21 protein-coding genes are annotated in these 25,313 nt (G+C 69.3%); 9 read left to right on the top strand and 12 right to left on the bottom strand.

Features of this window, described 5'->3' with window-relative positions:
• Window positions 1–71: 71 nt before the first annotated feature.
• Complete coding sequence (locus LQ938_RS03850) at window positions 72–425, top strand: Fe-S protein (protein ID WP_223721853.1); 354 nt, start codon at window positions 72–74, stop codon at window positions 423–425.
• A gap of 74 nt (window positions 426–499) precedes the next feature.
• Window positions 500–2,437: an ABC transporter ATP-binding protein gene (locus LQ938_RS03845; RefSeq protein ID WP_223721852.1), complete on the top strand. Its 1,938-nt coding sequence runs from the start codon at window positions 500–502 to the stop codon at window positions 2,435–2,437.
• Between the two features lie 758 nt (window positions 2,438–3,195).
• On the opposite strand, the gene LQ938_RS03840 is transcribed toward LQ938_RS03845, so the two are convergent.
• Window positions 3,196–5,076: a phosphoenolpyruvate carboxykinase (GTP) gene (locus LQ938_RS03840; protein WP_374197467.1), complete on the bottom strand. Its 1,881-nt coding sequence runs from the start codon at window positions 5,074–5,076 to the stop codon at window positions 3,196–3,198.
• 126 nt (window positions 5,077–5,202) lie between these two features.
• Between LQ938_RS03840 and LQ938_RS03835 the strand changes: the two genes are divergently transcribed.
• On the top strand, window positions 5,203–6,639 hold the full coding sequence (locus LQ938_RS03835) for an XRE family transcriptional regulator (protein ID WP_223721851.1): 1,437 nt from the start codon (window positions 5,203–5,205) through the stop codon (window positions 6,637–6,639).
• 18 nt (window positions 6,640–6,657) lie between these two features.
• Here the strand turns inward: LQ938_RS03835 and LQ938_RS03830 are convergent, their stop codons facing one another.
• From LQ938_RS03830 to LQ938_RS03820, 3 genes are read right to left on the bottom strand one after another with little or no spacing between them, the layout of a single operon-like run.
• Complete coding sequence (locus LQ938_RS03830; RefSeq protein WP_223721850.1) at window positions 6,658–7,917, bottom strand: acyl-CoA dehydrogenase family protein; 1,260 nt, start codon at window positions 7,915–7,917, stop codon at window positions 6,658–6,660.
• Entirely contained in the window at window positions 7,914–9,140 is a 1,227-nt protein-coding gene (locus LQ938_RS03825) for an acyl-CoA dehydrogenase family protein (RefSeq protein ID WP_223721849.1), read from the bottom strand. The genes LQ938_RS03830 and LQ938_RS03825 overlap by 4 nt, the downstream gene beginning before the upstream one ends.
• Before the next feature lie 26 nt (window positions 9,141–9,166).
• Complete coding sequence (locus tag LQ938_RS03820; protein WP_223721848.1) at window positions 9,167–10,585, bottom strand: LLM class flavin-dependent oxidoreductase; 1,419 nt, start codon at window positions 10,583–10,585, stop codon at window positions 9,167–9,169.
• A 229-nt stretch (window positions 10,586–10,814) separates the two neighbouring features.
• Between LQ938_RS03820 and LQ938_RS03815 the strand changes: the two genes are divergently transcribed.
• The 3 genes from LQ938_RS03815 to LQ938_RS03805 are packed head-to-tail and all read left to right on the top strand — an operon-like array spanning window position 10,815 to window position 13,891.
• Window positions 10,815–12,140: an ABC transporter substrate-binding protein gene (locus LQ938_RS03815; RefSeq protein ID WP_223721847.1), complete on the top strand. Its 1,326-nt coding sequence runs from the start codon at window positions 10,815–10,817 to the stop codon at window positions 12,138–12,140.
• Window positions 12,133–13,059, top strand: coding sequence for a carbohydrate ABC transporter permease (locus LQ938_RS03810; RefSeq protein WP_223721846.1), 927 nt, complete (start codon window positions 12,133–12,135; stop codon window positions 13,057–13,059). The genes LQ938_RS03815 and LQ938_RS03810 overlap by 8 nt, the downstream gene beginning before the upstream one ends.
• Window positions 13,052–13,891 (top strand): carbohydrate ABC transporter permease, encoded by an 840-nt coding sequence (locus tag LQ938_RS03805; RefSeq protein ID WP_223721845.1) that lies wholly within the window; start codon window positions 13,052–13,054, stop codon window positions 13,889–13,891. Before LQ938_RS03810 ends, LQ938_RS03805 begins: the two co-directional genes overlap by 8 nt.
• Before the next feature lie 45 nt (window positions 13,892–13,936).
• Here LQ938_RS03805 and LQ938_RS03800 read toward each other — a convergent pair whose 3' ends face one another.
• From LQ938_RS03800 to LQ938_RS03790, 3 genes are all read right to left on the bottom strand, one after another.
• A complete protein-coding gene (locus LQ938_RS03800; RefSeq protein ID WP_223721844.1) occupies window positions 13,937–15,409 on the bottom strand; it encodes an NAD-dependent succinate-semialdehyde dehydrogenase in 1,473 nt (490 codons plus the stop codon).
• A gap of 319 nt (window positions 15,410–15,728) precedes the next feature.
• Window positions 15,729–16,025: a hypothetical protein gene (locus LQ938_RS03795; RefSeq protein WP_223721843.1), complete on the bottom strand. Its 297-nt coding sequence runs from the start codon at window positions 16,023–16,025 to the stop codon at window positions 15,729–15,731.
• A gap of 221 nt (window positions 16,026–16,246) precedes the next feature.
• The gene (locus LQ938_RS03790; RefSeq protein ID WP_223721842.1) at window positions 16,247–17,542 is read right to left on the bottom strand and encodes a hypothetical protein; all 1,296 of its coding nucleotides are present in this window, start codon (window positions 17,540–17,542) and stop codon (window positions 16,247–16,249) included.
• Window positions 17,543–18,458: 916 nt separating this feature from the next.
• Between LQ938_RS03790 and LQ938_RS03785 the strand changes: the two genes are divergently transcribed.
• Together LQ938_RS03785 and LQ938_RS03780 are read left to right on the top strand one after the other, a co-directional pair.
• Window positions 18,459–18,647 (top strand): hypothetical protein, encoded by a 189-nt coding sequence (locus LQ938_RS03785; protein WP_223721841.1) that lies wholly within the window; start codon window positions 18,459–18,461, stop codon window positions 18,645–18,647.
• A 414-nt stretch (window positions 18,648–19,061) separates the two neighbouring features.
• Window positions 19,062–19,856: a transglutaminase-like domain-containing protein gene (locus LQ938_RS03780; protein WP_223721840.1), complete on the top strand. Its 795-nt coding sequence runs from the start codon at window positions 19,062–19,064 to the stop codon at window positions 19,854–19,856.
• Between the two features lie 32 nt (window positions 19,857–19,888).
• Here LQ938_RS03780 and LQ938_RS03775 read toward each other — a convergent pair whose 3' ends face one another.
• From LQ938_RS03775 to LQ938_RS03765, 3 genes are read right to left on the bottom strand one after another with little or no spacing between them, the layout of a single operon-like run.
• Complete coding sequence (locus tag LQ938_RS03775; RefSeq protein WP_223721839.1) at window positions 19,889–20,527, bottom strand: pyridoxine/pyridoxamine 5'-phosphate oxidase; 639 nt, start codon at window positions 20,525–20,527, stop codon at window positions 19,889–19,891.
• Window positions 20,528–20,535: 8 nt separating this feature from the next.
• The gene (locus LQ938_RS03770; protein WP_223721838.1) at window positions 20,536–21,333 is read right to left on the bottom strand and encodes a creatininase family protein; all 798 of its coding nucleotides are present in this window, start codon (window positions 21,331–21,333) and stop codon (window positions 20,536–20,538) included.
• A complete protein-coding gene (locus tag LQ938_RS03765; protein ID WP_223721837.1) occupies window positions 21,330–22,652 on the bottom strand; it encodes an FAD-binding oxidoreductase in 1,323 nt (440 codons plus the stop codon). Before LQ938_RS03765 ends, LQ938_RS03770 begins: the two co-directional genes overlap by 4 nt.
• Before the next feature lie 158 nt (window positions 22,653–22,810).
• Between LQ938_RS03765 and LQ938_RS03760 the strand changes: the two genes are divergently transcribed.
• The gene (locus LQ938_RS03760; protein ID WP_223721836.1) at window positions 22,811–23,419 is read left to right on the top strand and encodes a helix-turn-helix domain-containing protein; all 609 of its coding nucleotides are present in this window, start codon (window positions 22,811–22,813) and stop codon (window positions 23,417–23,419) included.
• Between the two features lie 5 nt (window positions 23,420–23,424).
• On the opposite strand, the gene LQ938_RS03755 is transcribed toward LQ938_RS03760, so the two are convergent.
• Both LQ938_RS03755 and LQ938_RS03750 read right to left on the bottom strand, forming a co-directional pair.
• Window positions 23,425–24,474: a methylenetetrahydrofolate reductase C-terminal domain-containing protein gene (locus LQ938_RS03755; protein ID WP_223721835.1), complete on the bottom strand. Its 1,050-nt coding sequence runs from the start codon at window positions 24,472–24,474 to the stop codon at window positions 23,425–23,427.
• On the bottom strand, window positions 24,471–25,301 hold the full coding sequence (locus LQ938_RS03750) for a hypothetical protein (protein ID WP_223721834.1): 831 nt from the start codon (window positions 25,299–25,301) through the stop codon (window positions 24,471–24,473). Before LQ938_RS03750 ends, LQ938_RS03755 begins: the two co-directional genes overlap by 4 nt.
• Window positions 25,302–25,313: the final 12 nt, after the last annotated feature.

Raw genomic sequence — 25,313 nt, 5'->3', positions numbered from 1 at the left:
GATCCACTCTCGAACGGCGCGCAGACCGGCCGGCACCAACCTTCAGTGTTACGTAAGGTAGGGTGACGCGCATGGAAATACTGCGTCACGTCGTGCTCCTCGTCCACCTCGTCGGATTTGCCGTCCTGTTCGGCGCATGGGCCGCCGAGGCCGTGGGCCGCCGCATCCGACTCACGCGCCTGATGACCTACGGGATGCTGATCGCCGGTATCGCGGGTCTCGCCCTCGCCGCGCCGTGGGGCATCGACCACGACCTGAACTACGCCAAGATCGGCGTCAAGCTGGTCATCCTCCTCGCCATCGGCGCGGTGCTCGGCATCGGGACCGCGCGCCAGCGCCGCACCGGCGCGACACCGGCACCCCTCTTCTGGGCGGTCGGTATCCTCACTCTCGCGAACGCGGCGATCGCCGTTCTATGGCGATGACCGCGCGCCTCTGAGGGCCCGGAGCGAAGTACGGTCGAAGGTACGCAATCCCCACGCAGGAACGAGGCACCCCCATGTCCGGCACGGCTTCCGAACCCCGCCGCCGCGGCCGCCGCGCGGATCCGAAAGACGGACCCCGGGCGAGCCTGAAACAACTGCTTCCGTACGTGTTCGAGCACCGCGGCGTGGTCGTGTTCATCGTCGTGCTCAGCATCGTCGGGGCGGCCCTCACCCTCGGCCAGCCCCTCCTTGTGGGACAGGTCATCCAGCGCGTGCAGGCCGAGCAGGGCCTCGGCATGCTCGTGTGGGCGATCGTCGGCCTGGTCGTCGGAAGCTCGATCATCTCCGGCTACCAGCACTACCTGCTCCAGCGCACCGGCACCGCGGTCGTCTACTCGAGCCGTCGACAGCTGATCGCCCGCATCCTGCACCTGCCCATCAGCGAGTTCGACTCCCGCCGCACCGGCGACCTGGTGTCGCGCGTCGGCACCGACACGACTCTCCTCTACGCCGTTCTCACCCAGGGCCTCGCCGACTCGGTCGGCAACGCGCTGCTGTTCGTCGGCGCGATCATCGCGATGGGCTTCATCGACCCGCTGCTCCTCGCGGCGATCGTGGTGGTCATCGGGGTGTCCGTTGTGGGTGTCGTCGCGCTCAGCAGCCGCATCCGTCAAGCAACCCAGCAGCAACAGCAGAAGGTCGGCGAGCTGGCCTCCGGCATCGAACGCGCGATCGGCTCGATCCGGACCGTCCGCGCCGCCGGTGCGACCGAGCGCGAGACGGCCGCGGTGACCACCGTGGCAACCGAGGTCTACGGCGTCGGCGTGCGGATCGCCAAGGTGTCCGCGCTCGTCGTGCCGATCGCGGGGATCGCCCTCCAAGTGTCGCTCCTGGTCGTGCTCGGCCTCGGCGGCTACCGCGTCGCCGCCGGCGACATCACGGTCGGCGACCTCGTCACCTTCGTGATGTTCCTCTTCCTCCTGGTCGCCCCGCTCGGCTCGTTCTTCGGCGCGATCAGCTCGGTCAACCAGGCACTCGGCGCGCTCGGCCGCATCCAGGAAGTGCTGGAACTGCCGACCGAGACGGCGGATGATGCGGCGACGGCGGCTGCCGCGACCGCATCCGGTGTCCGCGGCGACGCCGATGCCGCGATCGAGTTCCGCGACGTGCACTTCCGCTACCCCGAGCACGTCGTGCAGGCCCGCCGGAAGGCCGAGGACGAGGCGCGCGCGGTGCTCGAACAGGCGCGCGTGGACACGAGCGCCGTGGCCGTCGTCGATCAGGGCGTCGCCGCGGCCGGCGTGGCGGAAACCGTGACCGGCACCGACGACGGCGGTGTTCTGCACGGGGTGTCGTTCACCGTGCCGCGCGGCTCGCGTGTCGCGCTCGTCGGGCCGTCCGGTGCCGGCAAGAGCACGACACTCGCGCTGATCGAGCGGTTCTACGACCCGACGTCGGGCGCCATCCTGCTCGGCGGAGAAGACATCCGCACGCTCGAGCGGGATGCGCTCCGCGCCCAGCTCGGGTACGTGGAACAGGATGCGCCGACGCTCGCCGGCACGATTGCCGAGAACCTGCGGCTCGCGTCACCCGACGCGAGCGACGAGGAGTGCGCGCGAGTCCTTCGCGCCGTCAACCTCGGCGACGTGCTCGAGCGGAACCCGCTCGGGATCGACGCGCCGGTGGGCGAGGCCGGCGTCATGCTCTCGGGCGGCGAGCGTCAGCGGCTCGCGATCGCACGGGCACTGCTCGCGGCGCCCCCGATCCTGCTGCTCGACGAGTCGACGTCATCGCTCGACGGACTGAACGAGCAGCGCATGCGCGAGGCCATCGACGCGGTGGCGACCGGACGCACCCTCATCGTCATCGCGCACCGCCTTTCGACCGTCGTCGACAGCGACCTGATCGTCGTTCTCGAGGACGGGGTCGTGGTCGGTCAGGGCACGCACTCCGAACTCGTCGCCACCGTGCCGCTCTACCGCGACCTCGCGAAGCACCAGCTGCTCGTCTGACGTTGCGGCTTTCGCCATCCCCCGCACTCACGTCCCCCGCCGCGCTCACGTCCCCCGCGGTCACGTCCGCCGTGCTCACGTGGTCCCCCGCACTCACGTGGCGCAATCCGCGGGTCGTGGCGGCAGATTGCGACATGTGAGCCGAGGTACTCGTCGCTCACGGGGCGTAATCGGCGAGTCGCGGCGGCCGATTGCGACACGTGAGCGGGGAACCAGCGTGACCAGCCCCGGCGCGAGCCGACTCCGGCGCGGCGGCCCCGGCGCGACCGATAGCGACGAGTAAGGCGCGCATTCATCGCTCACGTGGCGCAATCCGCGGGTCGCGGCGGCAGATCGCGACACGTGAGCCGCGGTACTCGGCGCTCACGTGTCGCAATCGGCGAGTCGCGGCGGCAGATCGCGACACGTGAGCGGGGAACCAGCGCGACCGACACCGCGACCGACACATGCATGGCCCAGGACCGGCGCGGCGGGCCCCGGCCCGACCTATCGCGACTCGTGAGGCGCGCGCGTCGCTCACGTGGCGCAATCCGCGGGTCGTGGCGACAGATTGCGACACGTGAGCCGCGGTACTCGGCGCTCACGTGTCGCAATCGGCGAGTCGCGGCGGCGGATTGCGCCACGTGAGCCCGGAACCGGCGCGGGCGCGCACCAGCGCGGGCGGGCGAGGCCGGGCGCACGGCGCTCAGCCGACTGGCGCGCTCGGCGCCCGGGAGCACCGGCGCTCAGCCGACCGGCACGCCCGGGCGCCCGGGCGCTCAGGCGACGTCGGCGCGCTCCAGGCGGTAGCGCAGCGACGCGAGTTCGGCGCGGAGCGCGGAGGGAACACGGTCACCGAAGGTGTCGTAGAACTCCTCCGTGAGCGTCGCCTCGGTCAGCCACGACTGCGGGTTGACCGCGAAGAGCTCGGCGAGGTCCGCATCCGGCACCTCGATGCCGTCGAGGTTCAGATCGCTCGTACGCGGCAGACGCCCGATGGGGCTGTCGATCGCGGGCACCCGGCCCTCGACGCGGCGGATGATCCAGTCCACGACGCGGGCATTGTCACCGAACCCGGGCCACAGGAACCGCCCGTCGGCGCCCTTGCGGAACCAGTTCACCTGGAAGATCCGCGGCGCCCGGTCAAATCGGAGCTTCTGGCCGATCGACACCCAGTGCCCGAAGTAGTCGGCCATGTTGTAACCGCAGAACGGCAGCATCGCGAACGGATCGCGGCGCAGCTCGCCGACGGTGCCCTCGGCAGCCGCGGTGCGCTCCGACGAGATCGTCGACCCGAGGAAGACGCCGTGCGTCCAGTCCGTCGCCTCGAGGACGAGGGGCACGTTGGTCGCGCGTCGCCCGCCGAACAGGATCGCGTCCAGCGGCACGCCCTCGGGCGCCTCCCAGTCCTCGGCGATCTGCGGGCACTGCCCGGCCGAGACGGTGAAGCGCGAGTTCGGGTGGGCGGCGGGGCGACCGGATGCGGGAGTCCACGCGTTCCCCTCCCAGTCGGTGAGCTCCGCCGGGGCCTCGTCGGTGAGTCCTTCCCACCAGACGTCGCCGTCGGGGCGGAGCGCGACGTTCGTGAAGATCGTGTTGCCCCAGAGCGTCTCGACGGCGGTCACGTTCGTCGACTCGCCCGTTCCGGGGGCGACACCGAAGAACCCGGCCTCGGGGTTGATGGCCCAGAGCCGACCGTCGTCGCCGGGGCGGAGCCAGGCGATGTCATCACCGAGCGTCTCGACGCGCCACCCCGGGATCGTCGGACGCAGCATCGCGAGGTTCGTCTTGCCGCACGCCGAGGGGAACGCCGCCGCGACGTGGTACGCCTTGCCCTCGGGGCTGATGACCCGGATGAGGAGCATGTGCTCGGCCAGCCATCCTTCGTCGCGCCCGATGACCGAGGCGATGCGCAGGGCGAAGCACTTCTTCGCGAGGATCGCGTTGCCGCCGTACCCAGAGCCGTACGACCAGACCTCGAGAGTGTCGGGGAAGTGCACGATGTACTTGTCGTCGTTGCAGGGCCACGCTGCATCCGCCTCGCCGGGTGCCAGCGGGGCGCCGACCGAGTGCACGGTCTTCACCCACGGGGCTCCCGCGGCGATCTCGGCGATCACGTCGTCACCGACCCGCGTCATGATCCCGATCGATGTGACGGCGTACGCCGAGTCGGTGACCTGCACACCGATGTGCGAGAGGGGGCCGCCGACCGCGCCCATCGAGAACGGCACGACGTACATCGTGCGGCCGCGCATCGACCCCGCGAAGACGCGGGTCATCGTCCCGCGCATCTCGGCCGGGGCCGCCCAGTTGTTGGTGGGGCCGGCGTCTTCTTCCCGCTCGGAAGCGATGAAGGTCCGCCCCTCGGTGCGTGCCACGTCGCTCGGGTGCGAACGGGCCAGGTACGAACCGGGGCGCCATTCCGGGTTGAGCTTGATCAGCTTGCCCTCGTCGACCATCTCGCGAAGCAGCGTGTCGTTCTCGCCGCGTGAGCCGTCGACCCAGTGGATGCGGTCGGGCTGGGTGAGGGCGGCGATTTCGTCGACCCACGCGGTGAGGGCTGCCATGCCGGCACCCTCGACGGCCGGACGGCGGCCGTACGCACGAAGGGCGGCGGTGCCGTGGGGTGCGGTGCGGATGAAGGTCTCGGCAAGTGCCACGATGACTCCTGAAGGTGGGTGGATCGCGTTCAGAACGCGGGTTCTCACCCAGATTGCCGCCTTCGCGGCGACTCTTACCCGCCGTCCAGGTCGAAAGAGTCTGGATTCTTTCGCTATATTCAAAGAATGACTTCGTCCACGATCGAGCTCGCCACGCTCGGCCACCGCATCCGTCACTACCGCACCTCGGCCGGACTCACGCTCGACGAGCTGGGCGCTGCGGTGGGCGTCGCTGGCAGCCACCTGAGCCTCATCGAGAACGGCAAGCGCGAACCCAAGCTCTCGCTGCTGCAGCAGATCGCGGGGGCGACCGGGGCGCAGCTGGCCGATCTCCTCTCCAGCGACCCGCCCAACCGCCGCGCCGCCCTCGAGATCGAACTCGACCGCGCCCAGTCGACGCACGAGTTCCGCCGGCTGGGTCTCCCCGGCATCCGGGTGACGAAGAGCCTCAGCGACGAGACGATCGAGACCGTGCTGGGGCTGCACCGCGAGCTGCAGCGCCGGGAGCGCGAGGCGATCGCGACCCCCGAAGAGGCGCGACGGGCCAACACCGAACTGCGCCTCCGGATGCGGGAACGCAACAACTACTTGCCCGAGATCGAGAAGCTCGCCGAGAAGCAGCTGAAAGCCGCGGGTCACGGCGGCGGTGCGCTGACGCATCGCACCGTGAGCGTCATGGCCGAGCAACTCGGCTTCGAGCTCATCTACGCGAGCGACCTGCCGCAGTCGACGCGTTCGATTACCGACATCGAGAACGGACGCATCTACCTTCCGCCGGCGTCGATCCCCGGCGGCCACGGACTGCGCTCCATGGCGCTGCAGGCGATGGCGCACCGCCTGCTCGGGCACCGCCCGCCGAGCGACTACGCCGATTTCCTGCAGCAGCGCCTCGAGATCAACTACTACGCCGCCTGCTGCCTCATGCCCCTGACCGCGTCGGTCGCCTTCCTGCAGCAGGCGAAGAAGGACCGGAATCTCGCGGTCGAGGACTTCCGCGACGCGTTCGGCGTCACCCACGAAGCAGCCGGGATGCGGATGACGAACCTCCTCACCGAGCACATCGGCATCCCCCTGCACTTCCTCCGCGTCGACGGCGACGGCTCGATCTCCCGCGTCTTCGAGAACGACGACCTGCCCCTTCCGATGGACGTCACGGGGGCGGTCGAAGGACAGATCGTGTGCCGGAAGTTCTCGGCGCGGTCGGCGTTCGCCGAGCAGAACCGCACGACGGAGCACTACCAGTACACCGACACTCCGTCCGGCACCTTCTGGTGCTCGACCCAGACCGGCAGCACCGCGGCGGGCGAGTTCTCGATCACCGTCGGTGTCCCGTTCGATGACGCGAAGTGGTTCCGCGGGCGCGAAACGGCGCAGCGCGCGGTCTCGACCTGTCCCGACGAGGCGTGCTGCCGCCGGCCCGACAGCGCCGCGGCCGATCGGTGGACCGGCAAGGCGTGGCCGAGCGCACGCGTGCACATGCAGATGTTCACGCCGTTGCCCCGCGGCGCGTTCCCCGGGGTCGACGACAACGAGGTCTACGCGTTCCTCGACCGCCACGCCTGAGTCGTGGGCGGCCGCGGATCACGCGCCCGGCGTCGGGTTCCCCACCGCCCAGAGCGGCTGCGGCAGCGTGCCGTCGAGCACCCACTCCCCCACCCAGCGGTTCTTGAACAGCACCGGGTTGTGGCTGGAGACCGTGCGCGCGTTCCGCCAGTGGCGGTCGAGAGAAGCCCCGCGGGACGTGGCCGAGGCGCCGAGCGCGTCGAACAAGCGCGACGAGATCTTCGGCACGGCCGCGGTCGCGAAGGACTGCGCCTGCGCTGCGCGCACCTCGGCGAGGCCGTGGATGCGGCGTCGACGATCCGCCTCCTCCTCACCCGGGGAATCGCGTTCGGCGAGCGCCGCACCGTAGGAGTCCTCGAGCGCATCGGCCACCGCGAGAACGACCGACTCGACGGCGAAGGCGGATGCCGCGAGCTCGCCGAGCAACGCCTGGATCTGCGGGTCGCTGCGGGCCTGGTCTGCCGAACCGTGGCTGTACACGCGCGTGCGGGCGCGCACCGCGTCGGCGGCGTCGGCCACCGCGGCGTGCGCCGTGCCGGCGAGCACCGCGAGCAGCACGAACTGGTAGAGCACGGTCTGGTAGCCGAATCGCTCGGGCACCGGCAGCACGTCCCCGGCCTCGACGACGGCGCCGTCGAACACGATGGTTCCGGTTCCCGTCAGCCGCTGGCCGAAGCCGTCCCAGTCATCGAGCACCGTGACGCCGGGCTGGTCGAGGCGCACGAGGGCCGAGACGTCGACGCCGTCGCTCAGCCGGTGCGCGACCGCATCCGTCCATTCCGCGAAGATGCTGCCCGTCGTGTAGAACTTGCGGCCCCGGATGCGGAGCACGCCATCGGCGTCGGCGACGAGCTCGGTGCTGGCGCGCGCGATGCTCGACCCGCCCGCCTCGCTCCACGCGTTGCCCGTGATCTCGCCCGCTGCAATGCGCGGCAGCCAGCGCTCCGCGAACGCGCGATCGCCCGTCGTCAGCGCCTGCTCGACGAGCGCGAAGTGCCCGCGGAGGATCTGGGGCAGGTTGCTGTCGGCCGCGGAGATCGCGATCAGCAGCCGCCCGAACGTCGGCCAGTCGAGGCCGGCGCCGCCGTCGGCGATCGGGAGTCGTGCCCGGCCGAGCCCCGCGTCGCGCAGCAGCCCCAGTTCTTTCACCGGAAGCTCGCGCTCGACGTCGCGCGCGCCGGCCCCCGCAGCGATCTCCTCGACCGCGGGGCGGAACGCGGCGACGACGTCGGCGGGAAGACGCGCCCAGAGCTGGTCTGCGTAGTCGGTCGCGCTCATGTGTACAGCGAGATCGGCTGGACGGCGCCGGTCAGGAAATGCGCGCCGACCTCGAGCTTCTTGTAGTCGACCGGGTCGTGCAGCGAGTGCGTGCGGATGTTGCGCCAGTGCAGGTCGAGACCGATCCGGTTCGCGGTCGAACTCGTCCCGGTCGCCTCGAACACGCGCTGGGCGACGTCGACGGCGGTGTCGCTGGAGACGACCTTGAGCTGCGCCACCTCGATCTCGATCCCCGCGCGGTCGTCGGCGGTCACGGTCTCGCCCCGCCCGATGATCTCGTCGAAGCGCCGGTTGACGCGGTCGGCGAGGGCCTCGACCGCGGCGACCCGCGAGACCAGTTCGCCGTACAAGCGCTGGACGAAGGGGTCCTCGCGGTAGGTCTCCGCCGCGCTCAGGAACCAGGCGTTGGGGCGCGCCCGCGTGAGCTCGCGTGCCTGCGCGAGCGCACCCTGGGCGATCCCGAGGTACAGATTGCCGAACACGAGCTGGATGCCGGGGGTGACAAAACTCTGGATCGGTTCGTCCGTGCCGTATCCGAGCACCTGATCCGGGTCGACGCGCACGTCGGTGTACCGCACGGTGTTGCTCGCCGACAGGCGCTGGCCGAGGTTGTCCCAGTCATCGACGAGCTCGACACCCGGGTGCCCGTAGGGCAGCACGAGGAAGGCGAATTCGCCGTGCCGCGCGCCGCCCTCGACGACGGCGTTGATGAGCAGCGCGTCGCCCACCCCGGATCCGGTCGAGTACCGCTTGAAGCCGTTCAGGCGGTATCCGTCGCCGTCGACCGAGAGGGTCAGTTGCGGGTCGACCGGGTTCACCGAGTCGCCCCAGATCCACCGGCCCGCCGTCGACGCCCGGTACCAGCGCTCGCGCTCCTCCGGAGCACCGACCAGGGCGATGTTGGCCGAGTTGATGTAGTGGTAGCCGAGCAGCTGGGCGATCGATCCGTCGGTCCGCGCGATCGTCCGCACAGCGCGTAGAGCCGACTCCCAGTGGCCGCCGCCGCCGCCGAACTCGACGGGGTCGAGAAGCGTGGTCAGGCCCGCCTCGCGGAGCAGCTCGGCCTCGGCGAACGGCTGCGCGTTGGCGCGGTCGCGGGCGAGGGCGTCCTGTCCGAGCTGGTCGGCGACGCGGAGGGCGACGGCGTCCCACCGGGCGAGCTCGTCACGGTCGGCGGTGCCGCTCCATGGGGTGCGGGCGGTGCGGGTTTCGGCGATGGCCATGTGTGCGCTCCTTCGGGTGTGCGTGCTCAGACGGATTCGGGCTGACGGGCGGCGGCACCGTCGGCGGCGCTGCGACGTGCGCGATAGGCACCGCGGTAGGCGTGGGCGGGGTGCCACGACGGAACGACCGCGCTTCCGCTGATCCGCTCGCGGAGCGTGCCGCCTTCGTACTCGTCCCAGACCCGGCCGCGGCGGCGAAGCTCGGGGATGAGGTATTCGACGATGTCTTCGAACGTGCCGGGCGTCACGACGTAGGCGAGGTTGAACCCGTCGATGCCGCCCACCTCCACCCACCGCTCCAGCTCGTCGGCGACGGTGGCCGCGCTCCCGACGATGACCGGGCCGATACCGCCGATGCCGACGTACTCGGCGATGTCCCGAGGGGTCCAGGTGCGTGACGGGTCGGCCTTCGTGAAGATCGAGAGCGCGGAGCGGGCCGCATCCGTGTCGACGTACTGGAGGGGTTCGTCGGGGTCGAGCGCTGAGAGATCGACTCCCGACCATCCGCCGTAGAGTGCCAGCGCCCCCTCCACGGAGACGTAACGACGGTAGTCGGCGTGCTTCGCCTGTGCTTCTTCGTCGGTCTCCGCGACGATCACGGTCGCGAGGGTGAGGATCTTGACGCTCTCGCGCGGACGACCGATCTCCTCGGCCTTACGGCGGATGCTGTCGGTGACCGTGCGGGTGAGTTCGGGCACGAGACCGTTGATGAACACGGCCTCGCCGTGCCGCGCGGCGAACTCCTGCCCGCGGGGGGAGGCACCCGCCTGGAAGATCACGGGGGTCCGCTGGGGCGAGGGTTCCGCCAGGTGGATGCCGGGGACGTCGAAGAACCGGCCGTGGTGCTCGATCGGGTGCACGAGCTCGGGATCGGTGAACACCCCGGCCTCGCGATCGCGGACCGCGGCGCCGTCCTCCCAGGATCCCTCCCAGAGCTTGTAGGTGACGTCGAGGAACTCGTCGGCGATCTCGTATCGGTCATCGTGCGGGATCTGCTCCCCGAGCCCGAGGTTGCGCGCCGCGCTGTTCAGGTACGACGTGACGACGTTCCACCCCACGCGGCCGTCGGTGAAGTGGTCGAGGGTCGAGAGCGTGCGCGCAAGCGCGTACGGCTGGGCGTAGGTCGAGGCGATCGTCACCCCGAAGCCGAGGTGCGAGGTGGCCGCGGCCATGACGGGGATCTGCAGAAGCGGGTCGCCGACGGGAATCTGCGCCGCGTCGCGCAGAGCGGGGGCTGCCGAGTCGCGGTACACGTCGTAGACGCCCACCACGTCGGCGAGGAACACCGCATCGAACGTGCCGCGCTCGAGCAGACGGGCGAGATCTGCCCAGTAGTCCAGTCGGTTGTACCGGTCGGCACGATTGTCGGGGTGACGCCAGAGTCCGGGGGCCTGGTGCGTGACGCAGCTCATTTCGAACGCGTTGAGGATGATGCGAGACACCATCACCGTTCCTTCCTGCGCTCGGGGGCGCACGACTCGGAAAGCTAGCAGCGCACGAGGGACCGCCCGCTACCGCTCCGACACACACGGTCACGGTGGCCCGGTTCATTGCGTTCCGCGTCGTCACGTGACCCCGTTTTACGACGGCGCGCTCGTCGCCCGCTGCGGCTCCGGAGAATTCCTCCGTGCGGACCACAGCCCCGCGCGTCCCGACTGCCCACTGGAGGCCCCCATGTCCGCTACCCCTCGCCGCGCGCGCTCCTGGCGCCCGATCCTCGTTCCGGCCGCGCTGGCGGTTGCCGCGCTGACGCTCGCCTCGTGCGCCGGCGGTTCCGCATCCGCCTCCGGAGAGGGCGATGTCGACGAGCTCACCGTGCTCCTCATCTCTTCTCACGAGGGAGCGTCGAAGCTCCTCGCCGAGGAGTACGAGGCGAAGACGGGCGTGAAGATCAACCCGGTCATCGTTCCGTACGACGAGATCGGCAACACCCTCGCCCTCGACCAGCAGTCCGGCGCGAACACGATCGACGTCGCGGCGCCCTGGTACGTGTCGATCGGCGACCTCGCCGACGCCGGCGCGATTCAGGACCTGACCGACTGGATCGCCGACACCCCGAGCATCGACGAGGCGGACTTCATCCCCTCGATCTACGACCCGTATACGCTCGTCGACGGTCGGCGCTACGGTCTCCCGTTCGACGGCGACACGCACGTGCTGTTCTACAACAAGGAGATCCTCGCCCGGAACGGGTTCGACGCCCCGCCGACCACGTGGGACGAATACAACGAGCAGTCCCGCACCATCACCGCGAACGAGAGCGCCGACGGCGTCTACGGCAACGTGATCTTCGGGCAGAAGTCCCCCCTGATCCTCGGCGCGAGCTTCGCGAACCGCCTCGCCGGCTTCGGCGGCGAGTTCGTGGATGCGGACGGCGCACCGACGATCAACACTCCGGAGGCGGTCGCGGCGGCGCAGTCGCTCGCGGACTCCATCGCTTCGGCGTACCCCACTCCCGCCGAGACCGCGTTCGGCGAGGGAAACTCCGCCTGGTACGCCGGTAAGGTGGCGTTCATCGAGAACTGGACCGACCTCGGCGTCGGCTCGCAGATCAACCCCGACTCCACCGTCGCCGACAAGTGGGGCGTCACGTTCCTACCCGTGGGCGGCGACAACACGCAGCCGCGCGCGTCGCTGGTCGCCGGCTTCACCTGGGTGATCGCGGCCAACACCGAGAAGACCGAGCAGGCGAAGGACTTCATCGAGTGGGCGTCTTCGAGCGAGGTCAACGAGGAGTTGCTGGTGGCCGACCCGCAGACCGGCATCGACCCCAACCGCCTGTCGTCGCTGGAGAGCGAAGCGTACGGCGACGCGTACCCGGCGCTGCAGGAGGCGAACCGCGCGACACTGAACGGCACGCTCGCCTGGCCGACCGGGAAGAACGCGACGCAGGCCGCGGAGGTGCTGACCGACGAGCTCGCGAAGCTCATCGCCGGAGAGGCGACGGCGCAGGAGGCCCTCGACGCCACCCAGGCCGAATGGGAAGAGCTTCTTGGCTGAGTTCGTTCCCGTCGCGCGCCCGCGCCGCGGCTCCGGATGGTTCCGGGGCCCGGCGTCGGCGCACCGTCTGTTCGTGGGGCCGAGCGTTCTCGCGCTGCTCGTGCTCGGCGTCTACCCGCTGATCTTCATCGTCGGCGCGGCCGTGACGGAGTCCTCGCTCGGCAAGCCCTTCCAGGAGTGGGTGGGGACCGAGACGTTCGAGTCCGTCCTCGCGGATGCCGACACGATCGCCTCACTCGGCCGCACGGTCATCTATGCACTCGGCGTTTCGGTCGCGAGCCTGCTCCTCGGCGTCATCACCGCTCTCGCCCTGCACAGCGCGGTGCGCAGCGGCTCGCTCGTTCGCACGCTCCTGCTCCTGCCGCTCATCACTCCCCCGGTGATCGTCGGCACCCTGTGGAAGCTCATCTACAACCCCGGCGGCGGGCTGCTCGCGACCGTGCTGGGGTTCTTCGGAGCGCCGCGCGATGCGATCGCGCCTCTGTCGTCGACGACCTGGGCGCTACCGGGTATCGCCGTCGCGGATGTGTGGGAGTGGTCGCCGCTGATCGCACTGCTCGTGTTCACCGCGCTCCTGGCGCAGGACCCGCACACCCTCGAAGCCGCGCGCCTCGACGGCGCGCACGGTCTCGGTCTGCTCCGCTACATCACCCTCCCGGCCGTCGGCGGCGTCATCGCCGCGGCGTTCTTCATCCGGCTCGTGCTGGCGTTCAAGGTGTTCGATCTCGTGTTCATGATGACCTCCGGCGGACCGGGTCAATCCACCACCACCACGTCGTACCTGATCTACCAGGCGGCGCTCCGGGAGTTCGATCTCAGCAAGGCAGCGGTCATCACCCTGCTGCTCGCGGTCGTCGTCACGGTGATCACGGTGCCGGTCGCGCTGATCGCACGGAGATGGCAGGCCGCAGATGAGTGAGAATCGCCGAGTCCGTGCCGGAACGAACCCGCGCAGCATTCTCGCGACGGTCGTCCTGGTCGTTCTGCTCGTCTTCTTCGTGACGCCGCTGATCTACCTCGTATCGGTGTCGCTGATGGGGCGCAACGAAACGGGGCAGGGCGTTCTGATCCCCGCCGCGGCGCAGTGGACCAACTGGACCGACGTCCTCGTCGATTCGGACCTGCTGCAGGGCATCGGCAACTCGCTCGTGGCGGCCATCGGCGGAGCGGTGCTCACGATCGCGCTCGCGGTGCCGGGGGCGTGGGCGATCGTGCGGTACCGCACCGGCGGCCGCACCCTGTCGGCGACGCTCATGAGTCCGTGGTTGCTGCCCCCGATCGTCGCGGTCGTTCCGCTGTTCACGTTGCTGCGGGTGCTGGGCCTGAACAACACGCTGCTGGGTCTCACGCTCGTCTACGCCCTGGTGAACGTGCCGGTCGGCATCTGGTTGCTGGAGGGCTTCCTGCGGAAGATCCCCGAGGAGATCGAGGAGGCCGCACGCATCGACGGCGCCGGGTCGTTCCGCATCCTGTTCTCGATCGTCGTTCCGATCGTGACGCCCGCCATGGTGGCCGTCGGCATCATCGTGGGCGTGCTGAACTACAACGAGTTCCTGCTGGCCACGTTCCTGACCCAGAGCCCGGATGCGCAGACTCTCCCGGTGGTGCTGTCGCTCTTCTACGGTGAGCGCACGCCGCACTTCGGCAAGATCGCGGCGGCGTCGGTCATGGGAGTCATCCCCGTGTTCGCCGCGGCGGTCTTCCTGCAGCGCTGGCTGATCGGCGGGCTGACCAGCGGCAGCGTGCGCTGACGCGGCACCGCCGGGAGTCGCGGCTCCCGGCGGTGCCCACGCGGCTCAGGCGAACGGGTCGGGGGTGAGCGTGTACTTCGTCTGCAGGTACTCGTGGATGCCCTCGGCGCCGCCCTCGCGGCCGAGGCCGGAGAACTTCCACCCGCCGAACGGCGCGGCCGCGTTCGAGACGACGCCGATGTTCAGGCCCATCATCCCGGTCTCGAGGCGCTCGATCATGCGCTGACCGCGCGACAGGCTCTCGGTGTAGACGTAGGAGACGAGGCCGTACTCGGTGTCGTTCGCGAGGCGCACCGCGTCGTCCTCGTCGTCGAAGGGCACGATCGCGAGCACGGGTCCGAAGATCTCCTCGCGGAGGATGCTGCTGCCGGGCTGCACGTCGCTGATGACGGTCGGCTCGTAGAACGTGCCCGGCCCGTCGACGGGCTTTCCTCCGGTGCGCAGCGTCGCCCCGCGAGACACCGCATCCGACACCAGATCGGTGGCCTTCGCCACCGCACGGTCATCGATCAGCGGCCCGATGGTCACGCCGTCCTCGGTGCCCCGACCGATGCCGAAGCCCTGCACGCGCTCGGTGACCCGGCGCGCGAACTCCTCTGCGACCGACCGGTGCACGATGAACCGGTTCGCGGCCGTGCAGGCCTGGCCGATGTTGCGGAACTTCGCCGCGATCGCACCGTCGACGGCCTTGTCGAGGTCGGCGTCGTCGAACACGACGAACGGGGCGTTGCCGCCGAGCTCCATGGAGGTGCGGAGCACCCCGGATGCAGCCTGCTCGAGGAGCTTCTGCCCCACCGGCGTCGAGCCCGTGAACGAGAGCTTGCGCAACCGCGGGTCGCGGATGATCGGCTCGGACACGGCGCCGGACTGCGCGGTGGTGATCACGTTGACCACGCCCTTCGGGAGTCCCGCGTCTTCGAGGAGCTTCACGAAGGCGAGCGTCGTCAAGGGGGTCAGCTCGGCGGGCTTCACGACGACCGTGCACCCCGCCGCGAGCGCGGGCGCGATCTTGCGGGTCGCCATCGCGAGCGGAAAGTTCCACGGCGTGATGAGAAAGCAGGGGCCGACCGGATGCTGCGACACGATCATGCGACCGGTGCCCTCCGGGTTCGCGCCGTAGCGCCCCTGGATGCGCGGCGCCTCTTCGCTGAACCAGCGCAGGAACTCGCCGCCGTAGACGACCTCGCCGCGTGCCTCGGCGAGCGGTTTGCCCATCTCGAGGGTCATCAGCAGCGCGAAGTCCTCCTTGCGCGCCTGCAGCAGGTCGAACGCACGTCGGAGCACTTCGGCGCGCACCCGCGCGGGGGTGGCGGCCCAGGCGGGGAAGGCGTCGACGGCGGCATCCAGCGCCGCCTTGCCGTCGGCGACGGAGGCGGACGCGATCGTCTTGATCACATCACCGGTCGACGGATCCTGCACGGTGAGCGTCTGGCCGTCCTCTGCCGCGCGCCACTCGCCGCCGATGTACAGACCGTCGGGAACCGCCGCCAGCAGGTCGGATTCACGGGTGTCGGACATGTGCACTCCTTCGTCGCGGACGTCTCTCGGCTCGATCACACGGCGGATGCAGCGGCCCGGGCCGGTCCCATTCTCGTGCGCCGCCCCCGCGTCTCCACTCTCCCCCGTGGAGCACTGACGCCACAAGACTCGACACGGTGTACATCCGCGTTCCTTCGGCCGCCGCGATACCCCTGCGCGCGTGCGGTCGAGGTCGGAAGGGAGTCGAGTGTCTCACCACGGGTAAACCCGCAGGACATGGTGACGGGTAGCGAGCACATGCGTCTACTCCGGGGACGTCACGGACGCGCGGCGACGCCCGGAGCCTGCCATCGAGCGCTCAGTTTATGAGCCGTGGCGTGAGCACCGCTTGTAAAAGCGGCTTCAGAACAAGTGCAACGCATATCACTCCCAAGCCGCTCGCGGAGCCGAAGAAAATCCATGCCCCACGCCCCCAGGTACTTTCCACCGTCAGAGCAATCGCACAGGAAACCGTCGCGATGACGAGCAGCAACGTACCCGCAAAGTACATGTCCCCGAATAGATTCCGGCGGTAGGGAGACCGCGCGTGGTTGGAGGCCATGCCTGCCACCACAATCGCAACAGCAGCCGATAGAACCGTCACTACAGTCAGCATCCAGCCTGTGATTAAGGCGGGGGGCGATGGGACTCCGCAACTCAGGAGCAATGGAGCAAAGGTCCATGAAACCTCCTCAGTGCAACGCCCCTTCCATAATTCCATCACCGTCGTGAGTGAGATCGCGAAAGGCACGGCAAGCGCGGCCAGCAAGGCAGCCCACCCGAGCCACGTTGGTGCGTGGCGCACAGCTCGTGGATCGACGATCAGCCCATTCCCCTCTAAAAGCTGCTGCAATCCCAGAATGTAGCGGGCACGGTCCCGAAGTCCGAGGAGTACCAGCACAGGCTCGGCGCCAGGTTGTTATTGGCCGAGTTGAGCACCATCCGACTCTGCGTGGGACCAGGGCCAGGATATGTTCCCGGCGTGACACCCATGCAGTCTGTGAGAGGCATCCAGGAGTTAATTTCACACCAATTTCGACTGACCGGCTGAACGATGGCGCCCACAGGGCTTTGTGCTGCTTGACCTGTCTTGGGGTAGATGTAGAGGTCCAAATGATTCGTCCCTAGGGTGCTCCAAGGCATGGCCTGTGGATTTGCCATGCCAACCGCGATCGAACTGACTGTGCATGGATCGGTGGCGTCGTTATAGTCCCCGTACAGGCCGAGACTTCCAGGGGCCGCGACATAATCATCCCCAGAGATTACCCAGCCAAACCAGTCGAACGGCTGATTTGACGCGGCCCCCCAATCCTTGTAGTCCATGGCAGAGCAGTTCGGTCGCGTGTTCTTTCCAGGGAAGTTGATAGGTGTTCCGGGTGGCCAAGGACGGTTAGCGGAGTAGAAGTCGGTCTGGAACTCCATCCCCCAGCTGTTGGCCATCGAAAGAGGCGACGCGTAGGGATCAAAACCCCACCAGGAGTACTTTGCGGAGATGGCGAGATTGCTCCCCATCGGCGTGATCATGGTTTCGGCGTCGTTAGGCTGCCACGTATCTGTTGCAGCAAGTCGTTCACCCGCCACGGAAGAGTTCTTCTCTGAACCTCTCGATGCTGCTGCGAGGGAAGGGTCTGCAGGGGGCGCTTCGTACACGGGTAGCTCTACACCCAGTGCTGCCTCCTCGGCACCCCGTTTCGCCGTCCGGCGGTCTGCATAAGCCGGGGCATCGACATATGCCGCTGTGACTTCCGGGAAGGTCCCGGTCCTTGCCACGACCTCGTCGAGGAAGGTCTCGACGGTGAGCCCTCCATCCAGCCAGTAGTCCCCAGTGATGGACTCACTCTCAAAGTGATATCCCTCGATTGGCAGGTTGGCTCCGCTTGTCACGGAGGTGGCGGACTCCAGAGAGACGGGATGAGCGAAGGCGAGTAGATGAAAAGATTCGTCCGCCGATTTCTCAATGAGATCAGGCTCTTCGAGTGCCCCGTCTCGCAGTTCGGCGTTGGCAGCCCCTCCGGCCGCGATGCTGGTCAGAATCAGCGGCGCTGCACATGCGGCTGCGGTCCATCGACATAAATTCATTGCTCCCCCAATGCGGCGGCGACACATCCCCCGACACCCGTCGAGGCCAATCATGACGCAAGACAGGACCTCCCGCATGTCGACCTTTTGGCGGACATCCACCCGCGGCAAGTGTCCACAACTCCCGACTTACTCGACAGCACATCTGCGCGAGCCGCGTCGCTCGCGAGGGTTACTGTCCATGCCGCATCGAGCATGCGGCGATCTCGCAGAGCGAGTTGTGCTGGGGGAGAATCAGAATTGACGTTGATGTTGATGTTGATGTTGATGAGGATCAAACCGCGGCCTCGACCATTCGGCAAGTAGCCCGCGACACGGGCTCAGCGCAACTGCAAGTGGTCGCGCGTGACGACGGAACCCGATCCGGCTGCGCCGCGACCTGATCGAGGACCGTGCGCACATCCACAAAGAAAAGAACATTGTTCTAGCGCGGTAACGGGCGTGAGGCCATCCGCTTTACGATGGCCGGCATCGAGCACAAAGCCTGGGTATGGGCATCTGCGGTAACCTCTGCCACATCCGAGCGAACAGCACGCGAGTCGTAGCCGTTCAAATCAGAGCGCAACGAGAAACGTACGGGCTCTCAAGTCCGGTGCCGCCAGTTCGGGGAGGAGCCGCACTCGACGGAGTGCAGTTGCGGCTCCGTGCTCCAGCAGTCCTCGCAAGTGGAGGCATCATCGGTTGGAGAGCCGCAGGTTACAAGTGCACGAAGTCCCAGGGTGTTCTTTTTCTTTTGCTTGTGGAATTTCTTCGAGGTCTCCAGTGTGAGCAGCAGTTGATACTCGGGGGCACGGGGGAACAGATTGAACATCAAGCTGCGCACGGTCGTTGCTATCGAAGCCACCATCCTCGGAGGTGGCGCGGCAACGATAGCGTCGGGTGGACTTGCCGGCGTCGGCGCCGGCTTGCTGCTTGGCGCGGAAGTTGGAGCACTCATGGTCGCCGGAGCCAACGTCATATCGGCATGCGAATGATGAACAGCTTCCCGAAGCACCAGTTCACCGACACGGCGATTATCGCCGCGCTGGTGCCTTTCGTAGTTGTCATCTTCATCGGTCTGTCAACGAATCAGTGGCTCATCACACTCATCGGCGCACTAGTCCTTCTCGCTGCGGCGGTGTTCCTGATTGCCGGAAGACCACCACGCAAGAAGCAGTAACCGGCGCGTCGCCGTCGGCTTTTCGTAGTCGGCTTGCCTCGCGGCCGCGCTCACGCTGCCGGTCGAGGTTCGCGGCTCATCACCGCTGACACGCATCAGGGTCGGCCTGATGACGCTCTGCAGCTGCAGAGCGTCCAACGGGCGCAGGTGCGCTCTGCGTCTTTGTCACGCCACTTCTGCGTCGCCCGGGAGGCCTGCTCTCGCGCTCTCTCGGGGTGACCCTCCCGGAACCGGCGCTGGTACTCCGCCACTCGCCCGCTGCGACGCCCCGGAACGCCCGCGCACGAGCGCGTCCACTTTCTCGATGCGCGGCAATCCGCGGTCGGCCGCCGAACCCCCGGCCCGCACGCGGAGCGCGAGATGCCCGGGGTCAAGCGGTTACGGTCGAGCGGCCCGGCGTGGCACGCTGGGCGCATGCATCGGGACGTCTCCGCACACATCGCCCTCACGATCACCGAGCCGGCTGAGCTCATCTTCTCCGTCGCGGTCAGCGCGGGGTATTCGGCTACCGAATCATTCCGCGTTCTGCTCGACGGCGCCGACGTGCCGATAGAGGAGGTGCCCGATCAGCACGGCACTCGACTGCACCGCGTGCACGCGGGCGTCGGGTCGTTCACGCTCGACTACTCGGCGCGGATCGATGGCGAGGCAGGGCCGGTCGTTGGAGAGCCCGCCGACCCCATCCGCTACCTCCGGCCGAGCCGGTACGCCGAGTCCGACACTCTGGGCGCCGTCGCGGCCGCGGAGTTCGGCGGGATCGAGGGAGATGCCGACCTGCTCGCGGCGGTGTCGTCCTGGGTCGGGACGCGTCTGCTCTACGTGCCCGGATCGTCGCTTCCCACCGACGGTGCCACCCGCACTCTGCTCGCCCGCCAGGGCGTCTGCCGCGATTACGCCCACCTCTGCGTCGCCCTGCTGCGTGCGCGGAACGTTCCCGCGCGACTCGTGTCGGTGTACGCCCCCGGGCTCGATCCGATGGATTTCCACGCGATCGCGGAGGCCTGGGTCGATGGCGAGTGGCGCGCGGTCGACGCGACGACCCTCGCTCCCCGCTCGACGCTCGTGCGGATCGCGACGGGGCGCGACGCGGCCGACACGGCCTTCCTCTCGGTACTCTCCGGACGCGCCGACCTCGATCGCGTCTCGGTGACGGCGGTCGCCGACACGCTCCCGGACGACGACATCACGCGGCTCGTCACGCTGTCCTGACGGGCACTCCCCGGAAGAAGCACGACCCGGGATCAGCCGGGCAGGTAGCGCCGATCCCATCCCGCCGCACCACGCGTGTACTCCACCCGGCGACTCGCCGTTCGCGGGTTCGAGACCCAGAACAGGAGTCGGTGCGGGGTCACGGCGTATCCGACCCAGCTCTCCGGCTGCGCGGGCGCCGGATGGCGGACGGCGAACTCCGCCCAGCGCTCTTCACGCACGGATCTCGGATGCTGCGCGAATGCGTCGGTGTTCAGCCACGCGAGCTGCTGCAGATAGGCGGAGCGGGTGGCGTAGGCGTCGGCGACCTCGCCCTCGGGAGCGACCTCGGCCGTTCCCTGCACGACGATCTGCCGGGTGAATCCCGGCCAGAGCAGCGTCAGGGCGACCTTCGGATCCGCCGCCAGATCGGCGACCTTCCGACTCGCCGCATCCGTGTGGAAGAAGAAGCGCTCACCGTCGAACTCGCTGAGCATCACCGTCCGCGCACGCGGAAAACCGTCGGAGTCGACGGTCGAGAGCGTCATCAGCATCCGGTCGGCGCCCGCGGCGGGCAGCCAGGAGGCGGCCAACGCCAACGGGTCGTCGACCGGATCGTCGGACTGCACGGGATCCGTCTGGTGATCGATGATCGGCACGTCGATGACGAGCCGGCCGGGAGGGGTGTCCATGGTGCGTCCTATCCGAACTCGAAGCCGTCGATCTCGACGAGCGCTTCGCTGACGAAGTCCACGCCGCGGTCGAAGAGGTCACGACCGGCCGCGGCGTTCGCGCCCGTCGCGTCGCCGATGACACCCGTCGGGCCGAAATCGTCGCTCGTCCACCCGAACATCACCGGCTTCCGATTGAACCCGATGTGCGTCATCGCCGCGATGCGTTCCGGCACGTTGCGCGGCGGCATCTCGGGGGCGACCAGGTGCGGGGCGAGATGCATGACGATGGACGTTTCACCGAAGCCGGCGTGGATCCCCTGACCGAGCTCGTCGGGGCGCCCGTCCGCCCCGTCGCCGGCGCCGCCGACACCCGCCGGCATCGAGAACGATCGCAGCCCGAACCGGCGTCGCAGCTCGCGGTTGACCCAGCCGAGCAGCATCACGTTGCCGCCGTGCCCGTTGACGAACGCCACGGTTCGGACCGGGGTCATCGCGATGGAACGACCGATCTCGATCAGCTCGTCGAGGAGGGTCGTGCCCTCGATCCACAGCGTTCCGGGCGCCCAGTGGTGCTCGTCGGACTTCGCGTACGCGATCGTCGGGAGCAGCCACGCATCGACGCCCTGCGCGGCCACCCGCTCGACGGCCGCCGAGGCGACCGCCTCGGCGATCAGCGCGTCCGTCCGCAGCGGCAGATGCGGCCCGTGATGCTCGATGGCACCGATCGGCACGACCGCGATCGACCGGTCCGATGTCGCAGCCACCAGCGAGGGTCCCGACAGGTCGTCCCAGCGGCGCCCGGGCGGGGTGAACGGTGCGGTCATCGGATGGCTCCCTTGGTCGGGCCGGCGTAGTCGGGGTTGAGCTTGCCCGGATTGAGCAATCCGCGAGGGTCGGTCTCTCGAGCGAGCTCGACGGTCTGCGCGAGTTTGAAGTCCACGTTCCACTGGTGCGGGTTGTGCACCCCGACCCCCAGAGCGTTCAGCGCGGCGATTCCCGCGTACACGGCTTCGGGACTCTCGTACACGCCCGCCAGCATCCCGATCGGCACGGTGTGACCGGCCTCGATGTGCAGAAGTCCTCCGGGGTATACGGCGTGCACCTCGTCGATGCGGTCGACGAGCGCGTCGCCCGACACCTCGACGTGGAAGTAGACCCCCGGCTCGGACTTCTGCAGCCATTCGATCGGATGGTTGTAGCTGAGCACCGAGATCGCGGCCGACACGGTGGGACCCTCGCGCACGTCCTCGACGCGTCCCCCCGCGGACTCGATCAGCGCGGTCGCCTCGGCCACCGTGCGGGCGTCGGCGATCATCCGCAGCGAACTGCGCCCGGGCGGGAACGCGTCGTCGGGCGGGAGCTGGGCGGAGATGTGCGGGGTATCCGCGGAGACCAGGCGCGGCGCCGGATGCAGTCGGCCGAGCGCGCGCAGGACCGAGAGCGCTCCGGAGAAGTCGTCGAAGGATGCGTACAGCCCCCGCCAGTCCTGCAGGTCCTCCACGCGCACGGTCGCCCGCGCGATGATCCCGGCCGTGCCGTAGTTGTGCACGTACCGCTGGGCCTCGTCGCCCTCGACGTGCACGAGCGCGCCGTCCGACACGGGGGTGACGACGTCGAGGGCGACGACGAAGCCCATGTCGTTACTGCCGTGCGCGATCGTGCCGGTGCCCCCCGATCCGCCGGCGAGAAAGCCGCCGATCGTGGTGTGCACGGTCGACGGGTACATCCAGAGCTGCTTGCCCGCGGCGCGCGCCGCCTGCTCGAGTGCGGTCATCGGCGCCCCCGCGTCGGCCGTGATGGTGTCGCCGTCCACGCCGTGCACTGTGCGCGCGCGCGACGTGTCGATCACGAGCCCGCCCGTCATCGGGATCGCCTGACCGTAGTTGCCCGTCCCCTTGCCCCGCGGCGTGATGGGCGCACCGAATCGCGCGGCAATCGCGACCGCCGCCGCGATCTCCTCCGCGGTCGTGGGGAACGCCACGAGATCGGCCACGCCGAGCGGCAGCAGCTCGGCGATGATCGGCGACATCCGGGCCCCGTCGACGGATGCCCGCTCGCGCTGGCGCAGGTCGCTGCTCACGCCGCGTGGGCCGAGCAGGTCGGCCAGCGCCGCTTCGAGTGCGGTGTAGTCGATAGCTGTCACGTTCGTCCTCCTGAATAGCATCTCCCGCGTGTGGTGCACAGCGAGCCGGGTGATGGATCACTCGCTGCACGGGGCGCGCGCGCCCCGGGTCTGGTCGCGCCGCGACGTTCGGCACCGGACGAACGGTCCGAGTGCCCGAGCGACGGTAATCTGCACCCATGACGGACACGGATGAGGCATCGTCGGTGCGGGCGGATCGGTCCGCCGACCTGGACGCCGCGGCACGTGCCCTGGGCGCCCGCATCCGCGAACTCCGCAAGCGCCGCGGGCTCACCCTGACGCAAGCGGCGGCGGAGGCGGGGCTGTCGCATTCCTTCCTCAGCCAGGTCGAGCGAGGGTTGGAACGGCTCAGTATGGCGTCGCTGTTCCGCGTCGCCCGCACGCTCGGCACCACCCAGCAGGACCTGCTGACCGACGAGACACCCGACCGACCCGAGGGCAACTATCACGTGTACCGGCAGTCGTCCGGGTCGCCGGTCGACGCCGGCACCGGGCCGGTGGCTGTGCTCGCGCAGCATCGCGCGCGTTTTCTGCCCATGGTGTTCTCGGGCAGCTTCGACGATGACGGCATCTGGTGGGAACACGATGAGGAAGAGTTCGTCTACGTGCTCGAGGGCGCGATCATCGTCGTGCTGGAGGACTCCGAGGTGCTGCTGCACGCGGGCGACGCGACCTATTACGAGAGCGGCATCCGCCACAAATGGCGCACTCCGCCCGGTACCGTATGCCGCGTGCTCGTCGTGAAGGAGCAGCAGCACAACCGCTGATCCGCTCACGGCCGCCCTCCCCCGAGCTCGGCGGCCACGACCGCGAGTGCTCGCGCATAGGCGGCCTCGTCACCGTGCCGGGCGCCGCCCGCAACGACGAGTCCCCCGACACCGAGCACCTCGATCAACGACCGACCGTACTCGATGGCCAGCCGGATGCCCTCGCGGCGCACGTCCTCGGCGGCGAACAGCCGGTCCAGGTACCCCGTCGGCAGCGTCGCCGCGTGGAAAGAGGCGAGCATCTCCGCGCCGTCGCGGTCGACCACGAGCGGCACGCCCGGAAAGACCGGGACGGCGGCGCCCGCATCCGCGCACCGGTCCACGAATGCCGCGACATCGGCGGCGTCACCGCAGTACTGCGTGAAGCAGAACTGCCCGCCGGCGCGCTGCTTCTCGCGCACCCGGCCGCCCCGCACGGCGACCGGGGGCGCATCGGGAGACTCGGCGAACGAGACGAGCAGACCGAGCTGGCGCGCCCGCGGGATGAGCGACGTCGATTCGAGGTCGAAGACGGGCCGTGCGTCGGGACGGTCGCCGGTGCGGGTGTGGTCGCCAGTCACGCAGTGCACCCCAGCGACGCCGATCTCGCGCATCGAGGCGAGTTCGCGGTCGAGGGCGTCCCGGGTGCGGTCGCGGGTGTTGGCGCCCATCCACACCCGCATCCCCGCCTGGCTCATGAGCAGCGCCCGGTACGACGGCGGGAACTGGGTGCGGGACCGACCCACATCGCCCGAGAGTACGGCGTCGACACTGCCGCGCAGCAGATCGGCGGCGCGGAGGACGTCGTCGGCGACCATCGCCCGCACCGGGAAACCGGTGAGGATGACGGGGCGCCGCATCCGGATGGCTTCGAACTCCCGCGCCGCCACTGACAGCGGCGGGGTTCTAGGCGCCTCCGCCCGCGCGGTCCAGGGCACGGGCAGCCGATCGGTGAGAAAGACGCAGGGCGTCGGGGCGACCTCGCAGGTGCCGTCGCGGTTCACTCCGCCGCACGGGCCGTACGTCATGGTCTTCGGGCACCCCGCGTGCCGGGCCGTCTCGAGAGTCGCGGTCATGCCTGCGCCTCCCGGACAGCTCCCGCGATGCGCGCGATCGTCGCGGAGACGGCCGCATCCGTTCGTCCGCCGCGGCGCCCCTCGAGGAGCACCCCGACCACGCCCGGCCGGCGAGTCGCGGCGCGGCTCGCTGCGACGACCGCTCGGATCGCGGCCGGGCCGTGCGCCGCATCGGCGAGGTCGACGGGCAGGACGGCGAGCATCGGCGGGGCCGGATGCGGCCTCGCGGCGGGCGGCCGCGGCTCGCCGGCTCCGAGCACCCGGAGATCCGGTTCGGGCGCGAGATCCTCGGTCGCGGAGAACGGCTCGGGCACGGCGACCGTGTGACCCGCGCGCCGGGCGAGCGCGGCGAGCTGCGCCGCGCTCAGGTCGCACACTCCGCCGGACGGATCGTCCGCCGCCGCATCGCCCGCCGTGCCGTGCCCAGCCGCGATGAGTACGGCGGCGACGTCGATGTCGGCGAGCGCGGCGAGTTCGCCCTCCAGCGCCACCCGGTTCCGATCGCGGCGACCGAGCACCACGATGACCTCGGCGCCCTCGGCGCGCAGCACGGCCGCCCGGTGGGTGAGGGCGAGGCCGGCGCCACCCGCGGGCTCATCGAGCAGCACAGCGTCGACCACCGGTCCGAGCAGGCGCGCGGCCGTGCGCAGGGCGGCGACCGTCGCGACCTCGGCCGGCAGGGTCACGCACACGAGGCCCGGCCGACGGGTGCGCTCGGCGAACCGTTCGGCGGCGGCGGTGCGCCCGAGGGTTCCGCGTCGGTCGGCGAGCCGGTCGGGTCCGTCGAGCGAGAAGAATTCCGGGTGCGGAGTTGCGATGGCGCTCATCCGGTCGCCGCC

Source organism: Microbacterium sp. cx-55 (genome assembly GCF_021117345.1).
Lineage (GTDB): Bacteria > Actinomycetota > Actinomycetes > Actinomycetales > Microbacteriaceae > Microbacterium.
This window is presented reverse-complemented; position numbering and strand designations above follow the sequence as displayed.